General features: G+C 65.3%; 9 protein-coding genes. 8 read left to right on the top strand and 1 reads right to left on the bottom strand.

What is annotated here, in order from left to right:
- Window positions 1–185: 185 nt before the first annotated feature.
- Window positions 186–968, bottom strand: a complete 783-nt coding sequence (locus CSQ93_RS26335) for an inositol monophosphatase family protein (protein WP_035826389.1) — start codon at window positions 966–968, stop codon at window positions 186–188.
- Window positions 969–1,163: 195 nt separating this feature from the next.
- Between CSQ93_RS26335 and CSQ93_RS26330 the strand changes: the two genes are divergently transcribed.
- From CSQ93_RS26330 to CSQ93_RS26295, 8 genes are all read left to right on the top strand, one after another.
- Window positions 1,164–1,928, top strand: coding sequence for an RNA methyltransferase (locus tag CSQ93_RS26330; RefSeq protein WP_099380580.1), 765 nt, complete (start codon window positions 1,164–1,166; stop codon window positions 1,926–1,928).
- Complete coding sequence (locus CSQ93_RS26325; RefSeq protein ID WP_099380579.1) at window positions 1,925–2,827, top strand: LysR substrate-binding domain-containing protein; 903 nt, start codon at window positions 1,925–1,927, stop codon at window positions 2,825–2,827. The genes CSQ93_RS26330 and CSQ93_RS26325 overlap by 4 nt, the downstream gene beginning before the upstream one ends.
- 91 nt (window positions 2,828–2,918) lie before the next feature.
- A complete protein-coding gene (locus CSQ93_RS26320; RefSeq protein ID WP_233516359.1) occupies window positions 2,919–4,124 on the top strand; it encodes an MFS transporter in 1,206 nt (401 codons plus the stop codon).
- 77 nt (window positions 4,125–4,201) lie between these two features.
- The gene (locus CSQ93_RS26315; protein WP_099380578.1) at window positions 4,202–4,723 is read left to right on the top strand and encodes a hypothetical protein; all 522 of its coding nucleotides are present in this window, start codon (window positions 4,202–4,204) and stop codon (window positions 4,721–4,723) included.
- Between the two features lie 7 nt (window positions 4,724–4,730).
- Window positions 4,731–6,371, top strand: a complete 1,641-nt coding sequence (locus CSQ93_RS26310; RefSeq protein WP_099380577.1) for a GMC family oxidoreductase — start codon at window positions 4,731–4,733, stop codon at window positions 6,369–6,371.
- Complete coding sequence (locus CSQ93_RS26305; RefSeq protein WP_099380576.1) at window positions 6,368–7,324, top strand: esterase/lipase family protein; 957 nt, start codon at window positions 6,368–6,370, stop codon at window positions 7,322–7,324. Before CSQ93_RS26310 ends, CSQ93_RS26305 begins: the two co-directional genes overlap by 4 nt.
- A 302-nt stretch (window positions 7,325–7,626) precedes the next feature.
- Window positions 7,627–11,265, top strand: a complete 3,639-nt coding sequence (locus CSQ93_RS26300) for an EAL domain-containing protein (protein WP_099380575.1) — start codon at window positions 7,627–7,629, stop codon at window positions 11,263–11,265.
- 136 nt (window positions 11,266–11,401) lie between these two features.
- Entirely contained in the window at window positions 11,402–12,007 is a 606-nt protein-coding gene (locus tag CSQ93_RS26295) for a phasin family protein (protein ID WP_099380574.1), read from the top strand.
- Window positions 12,008–12,102: the final 95 nt, after the last annotated feature.

Below are 12,102 nucleotides of genomic sequence, written 5' to 3'. Positions count from 1 at the left end.
GCTCGACAACGCTCAATTTAAAAGCCAGACTGTAATCGCGCTGGCTGCGCCTAAACCCTTGTTCCATTTGACACTCCATCTCTGCATCGAAAAAGTGTCAACTTATTCCAGGACGGGTCACGGGCGAAAAAAAAGCTGCCGGAGGAAACTCCGGCAGCTTTTTTACATCAGCCCTTGCCTGGCAATCAGGCGAATGGCGTCAAGAGGGTAATCATCTGGCCAAAGATCTTCGGGCTGGCGGCGATGACGTCGCCCTTGTACAGGTAGTCCGATTCGCCGCTGAACTCACCGACGATGCCGCCCGATTCCGTGATCATCAGGGCGCCGGCGGCGATATCCCAAGGCTTCAAGCCTTTTTCGTAGAAGCCGTCCAGGCGGCCGCAAGCGACGTAGGCCAGGTCCAGCGCGGCCGAGCCGGCGCGGCGCACGCCCTGGCTGCGTTCGCCCATGATCGCGTACATCTTCAGGTATTCGTCCAGCGCGCGGGCGCTGCCGGCCACGTAGCCGGTGCCCAGCAGGGCGTTCGAGATGCGATCGAGCTTGGTGACGCGGATGCGTTTTTCGTTCAGGTAGGCGCCGGCGCCCTTGGTGGCCGTGAACAGGTCGTTGCGGACCGGATCGTAGATGACGGCTTGCGTGACGACGCCGCGATGCGCGAGGGCGATCGAGATGCAGTATTGCGGGAAGCCGTGGATAAAGTTGGTGGTGCCATCGATCGGGTCGATGATCCACTGATATTCATTCTCGTCGTGCGAGTTGGCGGAAGCTCCCGATTCCTCAGCCAGGAACGCGTGGTCCGGGTAGGCTTTGGACAGCACCTCGATGATGGCTTGTTCGGCCGCCTGGTCGACGTCGGTGACGAAATCGTTATGTTGTTTTTCCGTGACGACGACGCGGTCGAGGTCAAAAGAGGCGCGATTGATGACGGCGGCGCCGCGGCGGGCGGCTTTGATCGCCGTGTTGAGCATTGGGTGCATGTGAGCTTCCGTTAAAAGCACGCGACCGCCCAGCGTCGCCTTTCGGCGCCGGTACGATAGAGTGCAAGAATGAATTAAAGAGCGGAGCGGTGCCGAAGTGGTTAAAATCCCGGCCTGGAGTCAGCGTTTTGTGACTCCGTTTCCCGAAATTTCCTGTATCGATACCGCGCAATAGCGCTATTTTAAATGAATCTGCCCGAAATCAACACGTCTCTTTTCAAACGCCTGCGATTTATTCTTGTCGAAACTAGTCGTCCTGGCAACATTGGCGGCGTCGCGCGGGCCATGAAAACGATGGGTTTTTCCGATCTGGTGCTGGTCAACCCGCGCTTTCCCGACGCCTTGACGGATGCGGAAGCGGTGGCCTTCGCCAGCGGCGCGCAGGATATTTTGTCGGGCGCGCGCATCGTCGGTTCGATTGCCGAGGCGCTCGAAGGCTGCAATTACGCGGCCGCCGTGTCGGCCAGATTGCGCGAATTCTCGCCGCCCGTCACGGCCCCGCGCGCCATCGCGGCCCAGCTGGCCGCCAGCGAAGAGCTGCACGCGGCCGTCATCTTCGGCAACGAGCGCTTCGGCTTGCCCAACGAGATCGTCGAGCAGTGCAATGTGCTGATCAATATCCCCGCCAATCCCGAGTATTCCTCGCTGAACCTGTCGCAGGCGGCGCAAGTGGTGGCCTATGAATGCCGCGTGGCGGCCCTCGGCGATGGACAAGTCGCCAGCCCAGTCGGTTTCCATGGCGACGCGGCCAGTCTGGCGCAGGTGGACGGCATGTATGCGCACCTGGAACAGGCGCTGGTGGCCATCGATTTTCTCGACGCCGACAATCCGAAAAAACTGATGCCGCGCCTGAAACGCCTGTTCTCGCGCACGGGGCTGGAAACGGAAGAAGTCAATATCCTGCGCGGCATCGCCCGGCATATCCTGGCGGTCGCCAAAAAAGGCCCATGATAGAGACCCGGCTGCTGCGCCAGTTCATCGCCGTCGCCGAGGAACTCAATTTCCGGCGCGCGGCCGAACGGCTGCACATGGCGCAGCCGCCGTTGTCGCAGGCGATATTGCGGCTGGAAGAGGCGCTGGGCTACCCTGTATTCGAGCGCACCAACCGCAAGGTTGCCTTGACGCCCGCCGGCAGCACGTTTCTTGCCACGGCGCGCCAGGTGCTGGCCAGCCTGGAAGAGGGCGTGGCCGCCGCACGCCGCGTGGCGCAAGGCATCGAGGGGCATCTGCGCCTGAGTTTCATCCACATCACGCCGTATGCCCGCGTATTGAATGCCTTGCGCGCCTTCCGCGCCGCATCGCCCGCCGTGCAATTCACCTTGCGCGAAGCGTCGACGCAGCAGCAGGTCGAGTGGCTGGAAAAGAACGAGGTCGATATCGCCCTGCTGCGCGCGCCGGGCCGCAGCACGCCGGGCTTGCGCTTCGAGCGCCTGTCCGGCGAAGACATCGTCGTGGCGCTGCCCTTGAACCACCGCTGCGCGGGGCTGACGCGGGTGGACCTGGCGGAGCTGGCCGGTGACGATTTCGTCGCCTCGCCGCGTGAACTGGGCCAGGGTTTCCACGACCAGCTGGCCAGCCTGTGCCTGCACGCGGGCTTCGTGCCGCACGTGGCGCAGCAGGCGCGCCGCTTGCAAACGGTGCTGGGACTGGTGGCGGCCGGCTTCGGCGTCGCGCTGCTGCCGGCCAGCCTGGCCGCCTGCGCGCCAACGGGCATGGTCATGCTGCCGCTGCACAGCGATGCGCCCGAGGCGCTGCGCCAGCTCGACCTGTACATGGCGTGGGATCCGCAGCGCACGTCGCCCGTGCGCGAGCGGCTGCTGGCGCAATTGCGGCTCTTTTCCGCCCATTGAGACTTTCAAAGTCTCGTTTCAAGATAAATAAGATATTTTACAGATGATGGTCCAGGGGCCAGCATGGCGTTTTTGATTGTCAGGAACTGCCATGTCCACCATGTCCTCGCGCACAGTGCTGCCGTCCGCCACGCTGCCATTCTCCATTTATCTGCTCTCTCTGTGCAGCTTTGCCTTCGGCTTGTGCGAATTCATCGCCGCCGGCCTGCTGTCTCCCATGGCGCGCGACCTGCACGCCAGCGTGTCGGCGGCCGGCGGCGCCATCGCCGCGTATGCGCTGGGGGCTGCCATCGGCGCGCCCATCCTGACGGCCCTGCTGGCGCGCCTGCCCACGCGCCAGGTACTGGTGGCCACCATGCTCGTGCTGGCGGCCGGCAGCGTGGCCACGGCGGCCGCGCCGGCGCTGAGCGCGCTGCTCGGTGTGCGCTTTGCCGTGGGCCTCGCGCATGGCGTGTTCATGGCCGTCGCCTCGCATGCGGCCACCAGCCTGGTCGACCCGTCGCGCGCAGGAAGGGCGTTGTCCATCGTCTGGCTGGGCCTGACCCTGGCGCTGGCGGGCGGCGTGCCGCTGGGGACGTGGCTGGGAGCCGTCTCGTCGTGGCGCTGGGTATTTGCGGCCATCGGCGTGCTGGCCCTGTGCGGCGGCGCCGGTTTGTACTGTGCCATGCCGGCCGCGCGCCAGCAGGCCGCTGCCGTATCGGCGCTGGCCAGCCTGCGCGCCATCCTGCAACCGCCCCTGCTGCTGGCGGCCGGCGTGGCGGCGCTGGTCAGCGTGGCCACCTTCAGCTTTTTCACGTATGTGTCGCCCTTCCTGCTGCAGCTGGGCGGACTCGATGCGGGCTGGCTCAGTGCCGCCATGCTGTGCTTTGGCGCGTGCGCCATCGGCGGCAACCTGCTGGGCGGCTGGTGCGCGGATCGTCCCCACGCGCTGCGCTCCAGCGTGCTGGCCCTGGCCGCGCTGGCGCTCAATCTGCTGGGGTTTTATGCGCTGCGCGCCCATCCCCTGGCCATGCTGGTCCTGTGCGGCACTTTGGGCTTGCTGTTCTTCGCCCTCGTGACCCTGTCGACCATGCGGCTGCTACGCCTGGCGCAGCAGCATTGCCCGGGCAGCGACGCCGTGGCGGCGGGCCTGAATATCGCCGCCTTCAATGCGGGCACGGCCTTTGGCGGCGCGCTGGGTGGGATGCTGATCGTCGCCTTTGGCTTGCCCAGCATCGCCATCGGCGGCGCGCTGGCGGCGTTGTTGGCCATGCTGCTGCTGTGGTTTCAGTCGCAAAAACTAGACTCTCCGCTCTAGTTTTTGCGTTCAAACGCCCACTGCCTTTGGCGTACACTGGCCTGCAAAAGGCCGTACAAAACAAGGGGATAGGGGATATGCAACGCAGATCGTTTCTGAAACTGGGCTTGCTCGGCGCCGGGGTGCTGGCTGCCGGCGGCGCCGCATACCGGCTGGTGCGGGGGCCGGCGCCGCCGGGCCGCTTCGTGCTCGATGGCGCAGCACGCGCGGCGCTGGCGGCCATCGTGCCGGCCATGCTGGGCAGCGCGCTGCCGCAGGAAACCCCAGCGCGGGCCGCGGCGCTCGATGGCGCCATCGCCGGCGTGGACACGGCCATCCGCGGCTTGCCGCTGGCGGCGCAGCAGGAAGTGCAGGACTTGTTTGGCTTGCTGGCGCTGGCGCCCGCGCGGCGCTTCGTCGCCGGCGTAAAAGATGGCTGGCGCGAAGCGGACCCCGCCCAGGTGGCCGCCTTTCTGCAGTCATGGCGCACGCACCGCCTGGCCACACTGCAGACGGCCTATCTGGCCCTGCACGACCTGATCCTCGGCGCCTGGTATGCCGATGCCGCCCACTGGGCCGCCATCGGCTATCCGGGACCGCTGCCCGAACTGAGCGCATAAGGCATCCATGAGCACATCTCCCATTCCTGACCCCATCGCCGTCGGCGTGGCCGCCGGCTGGAACGTCACCGACGCCAGCACCCTGGACACCGACCGCACCCTGGAGGCCGACGTGGTCGTCATCGGCAGCGGCGCCGGCGGCGGTGTGACGGCGGAAATCCTCGCGCTGGCCGGCCTCAAGGTGCTGATCGTCGAGGAGGGCGGCTTGAAGTCGTCGAAAGATTTCAAGATGCGCGAAGCGGACGCCTATCCTGCGCTGTACCAGGAATCGGCTGCCCGCAAGACGCGCGACAAGGCCATCAATATCCTGCAGGGGCGCACCGTCGGCGGTTCGACCACTGTCAACTGGACGTCGAGCTTCCGCACGCCGCCCGGCACGCTGGAATACTGGCGCAAGCATTTCGGCTTGTCCGGCTATGGCGTCGATGCCATGGCGCCATGGTTCGCCATGATGGAAAAGCGCCTGCACGTGAGCGACTGGGCCGCGCCGCCGAATGAAAACAACGACTTGTTGCGCCGTGGCGCCAGTGCGCTGGGCATCCCCACGGCCGCCATCCGGCGCAACGTGAACGGCTGCTGGAACCTCGGCTACTGCGGCATGGGCTGCCCGACCAACGCCAAGCAGTCGATGCTGGTGACGACGATCCCGTCGGCGCTGGCGCTGGGCGCGGGCTTGCTCGTGCATGCGCGCGCCGAGCGTTTCAGCTTCAAGGGCGAGCGCATCGACAGCCTGCAGGTGACGGCGCTGGACGCCGCCGGGCAGGTGCCGACGGGCGTGCGCCTGACGCTGCGCGCCAGGCATTTTGTGCTGGCCGGCGGCGCGATCAACTCGCCCGCGCTGTTGCTGCGCTCGCAGGCGCCCGACCCGCACGGCTTGCTGGGGCGGCGCACCTTTTTGCATCCGACGGTGATTTCGGCGGGCCTGTTCCAGCAGCGCGTCGAGGCCTATGCGGGCGCGCCGCAGACGATTTATTCCGACCATTTCCTGCACACGGCGCCCATCGATGGCCCGATCGGCTACAAGCTCGAAGCGCCGCCTTTGCACCCGCTGCTGATGGCCACCACCATGGGCGGCTTCGGCGATGAACATGCGCGCACCATGCGCGACTTCCCCCATGCGCACGCCTTGCTGGCCCTGCTGCGCGACGGTTTTCACCATGAAGCGGTGGGTGGCAGCGTGTCGATCGACAGCTTCGGCGCGCCCGTGCTCGACTATCCGCTCACGCCCTTCATCTGGGATGGCGTGCGGCGCGCGCTGCTGTCGATGGCGGAAATCCAGTTCGCCGCCGGCGCCAAGAGCGTGTATCCCGTGCATGAAATGGCCAGCCATTACACGAGCTGGGCGCAGGCGAAGCAAGCCATCGGCGCCTTGCCGATGAAGGCCTTGCTGGCGCGCGTGGTGTCGGCCCATGTGATGGGCGGCTGCGCCATGTCCGACGATGCGCGCCTGGGCGTGACGGGGGCGGATGGCCGTTACCACGGCGTGCGCAACCTGTCCGTCCACGACGGTTCGCTGTTTCCCACCTCGATAGGCGCCAATCCGCAACTGACCTTGTATGCGCTGGCCGCGCGCCTGGCCAGCGGGTTGGTGCGGGAGTTGACGGGCAAGCCGGCACCCGTTCCCGTGTCTGCTGCGACGACGGCATGATCGCGCGCATCCTCAAGTGGCTGATGCTGCTGCAAGTGCTGGCCGTGCTGGGGGTGGCGTACCTGGCCATGCAGGCCTGGGGCATCGCCTCGCCGGTGCTGGCCATGCTGCTGGCGGGCGCCATGCTGCTGGCCGTGCGCGCGCTGGTCGTGGCGCGCAATTTCTGGGACAGCCGGCGCGCCGGCAGCCCCGTGCCAGCGGAACATCAGTTGGGCGCCATGGGCGCCGCGCGCCTGTTCCTGGGCGAGTTGCGCGCCACCCTGTGGACGTCGTCGTGGGGCATGCTGCGTCCGCGCCTGCATGCGGCCGACATCATCACTGGCCAGGGTCTGCCCGTGCTGCTGATCCACGGCTATGTGTGCAACCGCGGCTACTGGACAAAGCTGAGCCGGCAGCTGGCGCGGGCCGGCATCGCGCACGAGGGCGTCGACCTGGAACCGATCGGAGCCGACATCGAGGACTTCGTGCCGCAGGTCGAGCAAGCCATCGCGGCGCTGTGCGCCCGCACGGGCAGCGACCGCGTGATTCTTGTCGCCCACAGCATGGGCGGCCTGGTGGCGCGCGCCTGGCTGCGCCGCCATGGTGCGCAGCGTGTCGCCCGCATCGTCACCATCGGCACGCCGCACCACGGCACGGCGCTGGCCAACCTGGCGGCGGGCGCCAATGCGCGCCAGATGAGCCGCGTCGATGGCGCGCCGAGCGGCTGGCTGGCGCAGCTGGCCGCCAGCGAGACGCCAGAGACGCGTGCCCTGATCACGTCGATGTATTCGCATCACGATAATATCGTCGCGCCGCAATCGTCCGCGCAACTGCCCGGTGCGCGCAATCTCGCCTTCGGCGGCATCGGCCACGTGGCGCTGGCCAGCGACGCGCGCGTGCTGCGCCAGCTGCTGGCAGAAATCACTATCAAGAACGAAGTCGCCCGGCCCCCTTCCGCCCCCCATTTCGCCTGAGTCCTGTTGTGTTTTATCTGCATGGCAAGACTGTCTCTTTTGACTCTGCTGTTGCCCGTATTTAACAGCGCCAGGGGTAGAAAATGCTGTTTTCCACTGGCGTACTGTATTAAGCTAACGTCAGAAGACAGCCGGCGGAAATTTGCTCCTGGGGCCGCTTGTTCCGTTCCGCAGGCATCCTGCGGACAGATATTTTTCTGGATGTATGGCAAGATGTTGTAGGATTGTTATGTAGATCGCGCAAACGGAAAGTTGAACGCAGGCAGAAAATGAGTCCATGCAGTTTTTATTGGGGGCGCTAATTGTCCGCACGTATCCTGATTATCGAAGATAACGCCACCAATATGGAATTGATGGTGTATTTGCTGCGTGCCTTCGGGTACACGCCGCTGGCCGCCTATGACGGCGAAGAGGGCGTGCGCATGGCGCGCAGCGAATTGCCGGACTTGATCATTTGCGACGTGCATTTGCCCAAGCTCGATGGCTACGGCGTGGTGGCGGAGCTGAAGAAGGACCCGCAGCTGCGCAAGATCCCGGCCCTGGCCGTGACGGCGCTGGCCATGGTGGGCGACCGCGAGCGCCTGCTCGAAGCGGGCTTCAATGGCTACATCGGCAAGCCGATCGAACCCGACCTGTTCGTCGCGGAGCTGGAGTCTTTTTTACCCGGGGCGCCGTCGACGCCAGTTAAAAACGACATAGCCACCATCCTGATCGTCGATGATCATGTGCTGAACCGCGAGTTCCTGACCGCGCTGCTGGGCTACGGCGGCCACCGCCTGCTGGAGGCGGCGAATGGCGCCGACGCGCTGGAATTGCTGCGCACCGAGCGGCCGGACCTGATCATTTCCGACATCCTTATGCCGAACATGGACGGCTACGAATTTGTCACGCGCGTGCATGCCGATCCCGCGCTGACCGACGTGCCCATCATCTTTTATACGGCTACCTACCGCGAGCAGGAAGCGATCCTGCTGGCGCAGGCGTGCGGCGTGCGCTGGGTGCTGCCCAAGCCATCCGACCCCGAGGTCATCGTGCGCACCGTCAACGAGGCGCTGGGGCTGATGCCGGCGGCGCCACAGGTGCCGGCTGCGCCGGGCGCTGGCGGTGCTGCGGCGCCTCCCGCCACGGGCAAGCTGGCCGGCATCGAGCACCAGGTCAGCGGCTACCTCGATGAACTCGAATCGAGCAGCCAGCAGATTTCGCAGCTGGCCAGCCAGCGCGAGGGCCAAGCCGCCATCCCCGAAGACCTGGGCGTCATGACGGAGCGCCTGTCGCGTTCGCTGTCCAGCCTGCAGGCGGTCAGCCTGCGCCTGACGGCCCTGATCGAGCTGGGCATCGAGCTGGGCGCCGAACGCGATCCGCGCGCCCTGATCGAGGCGGGCTGCAAGGTGGCGCAGAATATCTGCGTCTCCAAGTACGCCTGCATTGGCGTGCTGGAAGAGGGCGCCGAAAAGCTCAGCTATTTTTCCTCGTGCGGCGCCGAGAAAAACCTCGAGCGCATCGCCAGCGCGCCGCGCACGGGTATTTTGAACCGCTTGCTGGAACAGCGCCAGCCCTACCGGGTCAATGGCTTGAAGGGCGACCCCGGCGCGCTGGGCTTGCCCGACACGCACCCGCCCGTGCATTCCTTCCTGGGCGTGGCCATCGCCTCGCGCGAGCGCAGCCACGGCTGGCTGTACCTGGTCGACAAGCTGGGGGCGAATGAGTTTTCCGAAGTCGATGAGCGGGTCGCCGCCACGGTGGCGGCGCAGATCGCCGTCGCCTACGACAACCTGCTGCTGTACGACGAAATCAAGCGCCATCACGAGCAGCTGACCCTGGACATGGCGGCGCGCATCCGCCTCGATGAAGACTTGCGCCGCTTCCGCCTGGCGATGGACGCCACGGCCGACGCGATTTTTCTCGTCGACCGCGCCGGCATGTGCTTCGTCGACGTCAACCAGACGGCGTGCCGCATGCTTGGTTTCGAGCGCGAGGATTTCCTGCGCGTGGGGCCGGGCCACGCGCACGAGGGAGAATCGCAGCTGGAAGAGCTGTACAACAAGCTGCTGGCGGGCGACCAGGGCGGGCCGATGACGGAATTGCAGCTGCAGCGCAAGGACGGTTCGCCGCTGTCGGTGGAAGTGCAGCGGCGCACCCTGCGCTCGGGGCAGAGCTGGATCCTGGTAGCCGTGGCGCGCGACATCACCGAGCGCAAGGATGCGGAGCAGCGCCTGATGAAGCTGGCCCATTTCGACACCTTGACAGGCTTGCCGAACCGCAGCCAGTTCTACGCCTCGCTGACCCATTCGCTGACCCAGGCGGCCGAGCACCAGTGGGCCGTGGCCGTGCTGTTCATGGATATCGACCGCTTCAAGAATATCAACGATACCCTGGGCCACACCATCGGCGATGACCTGCTGCGCCAGTTTTCCAGCCGCCTCGTCGACTGCCTGCGCGTGCGCGACACCATCGGCCGCTTTGGCGGCGATGAATTTGCCACCATCCTGGTGCTGCCCGACGGCGCCCAGCATGCCGTGGGCGTGGTCGACAAGATCCGCGAAGCGATGCGCAAGCCCTTCGACTTGCAGGGGCATGAAGTGACGGTGACGGTCAGCATCGGCATTTCCGTGTACCCCGACGACGGCGTCGATGCGGACACCCTGATTCAATATGCCGACACGGCCATGTACCGCGCCAAGGAAGCGGGCCGCGACGCCTTCCGCTTTTTCACGGCGGAAATGAATGCGCAGTCGATGGCGCGGCTGGACATGGAAAATGCCCTGCGGCGCGCCATCGACAACGAAGAATTCGTGCTGTTCTTCCAGCCCAAGGTGAATATCATTTCGGGGCGCATCAGCGGCGCCGAGGCGCTGATACGCTGGCGCCGCCCCGGTCACGGCATGGTTTCGCCGGCCCTGTTCATCCCTCTGCTGGAAGAAACGGGTCTGATCGTGCGCGTGGGTAACTGGGTACTCGACGAGGCGTGCAAGAAGATCAGCGAGTGGGGCGCCAGCAGCATCGGGCCCGTGCACCTGTCGGTGAACGTGTCGGGCATCCAGTTTTTCGTTGGCGGCCTGCAAGAGGAAGTGCTCAAGGCGATCCGCAAGTACGATATCGCGCCGGAACTGCTGGAGCTGGAGCTGACGGAAAGCTCGCTCATGTCGAATGCCGAGGAAACCATCGCCGTATTGCGCAATCTCAAGGCGCTGGGCATCCAGATTTCCATCGACGATTTCGGCACCGGCTATTCCAGCCTGGCCTACCTGAAGCGCTTCCCCATCGACAAGCTGAAGATCGACATCGCCTTCGTGCGCGAAGTCACCAGCAATCCGGACGACGCGGCCATCGTGCTGGCCATCATCAGCATGGCGCACAGCATGAAGCTGGAAGTGATCGCCGAAGGCGTGGAAAACGATGCGCAGCTGGCCTATTTGCGACGCCACGGCTGCGACGAGATGCAGGGTTATTATTTCAGCCGCCCCGTGCCGCACGAGGAATTCGAGCAGATGCTGATGGGTGGCAAACTGCTGCAGGCGCCGCAGGATGCCGCTGGCGAAGAGCAGCAAACCTTGCTGATCGTCGATGACGATGTTTTCATGCTCGACGTGCTCAGTGACTTCCTGGCGCAGGATGGCTACCGCATCCTGACGGCGCAGACGGCCGCCGAGGGTTTCGATATCCTGGCGCGCCACAAGGTGCAGGTGATCCTGTGCGACCAGTGCATGCCGCTCATGAGCGGCACCGAATTCATGGAGCGGGTCAAGCACCTGTGCCCCGACACCTTCCGCATCATGTTGTCGGCCTTTGCCGACCTGACGCCCATCATGGCGGCCATCAACCGTGGCGCCGTCGACCGCTTCTACACCAAGCCGTGGAAAGGCGCCGTGCTGCGCGAGAATATCCGCGAAGGCTTCCGCCTGCACAAGCTGCTGCATGGCCAGGTGAAGGCAGCGGCCTAGGCGCTTGCCGCCGCGTGCGCTGGCGCACGTTGAGTAGCAGCTTTCCATCGAATTAGACTCCCGTCTCTAGTTTTGCTCACTAGAATAAAAAGTATCCATGAAGTGGCATGGCCTTTTCAATTGACGGGAGCTGGCGATGGTGAAGAAACTGAAGGAACTGGCGGAAGACAAGGAATTGGCGAACGCCGTGCGCTCGTCCGCGCAGCAGATCTGGCAAGCGGGCCTGGGCGCCTTTGCCAAAGCGCAGGAAGAGGGCGGGCGCGTGTTTTCCAAGCTGGTGAAGGAAGGCACGGAATTCCAGAAGCGGGCCGAAGACAAGGTGGCCGATGTCAGCGACAGCGTCAGCAAACTGGCCGATGGCGTGGGCAAGCAGGCCAGCGGCTCCTGGGACAAGCTGGAACAGGTGTTCGAAGAGCGCGTCGCGCGCGCCCTGGCCACCATCGGCGTGCCCACGCAACAGGACCTCGCCGCGCTGCATGCGCAGATCGACGCCTTGAGCCGGCAAGTGGCGGCGCTGTCGGCCAAGGCCGCGCCAGCGCCCAAGCCGAAGGCTGCGGCCAGGCCCGCCGTGAAGGCGGCGCCGAAAACCGTACCGAAAACAGCACCAAAAGCCGCGCCGAAAGCGGCCGTCGCCAAGGCTCCGGCCAAGCCGGCGGCCAGGGCCGCGCCGCGCGCCGCAGCCAAGCCGGCGAGCAAGCCGGCGGCGAGACCGGCGGCGAAGAAAAAAGCGCCGGCCGCCTGAGCTGGCGCCGCATCCCCCCAGCCTGCGCGAGCAGGCTTTTTCTTGCCCGTGCTTTTCGCCGGCGGCTAAGGGCGGAGTGTTTCATTCCAGCTATC

The sequence above is a fragment of the Janthinobacterium sp. BJB426 genome (genome assembly GCF_002735705.1).
Lineage (GTDB): Bacteria > Pseudomonadota > Gammaproteobacteria > Burkholderiales > Burkholderiaceae_D > Janthinobacterium.
This window is presented reverse-complemented; position numbering and strand designations above follow the sequence as displayed.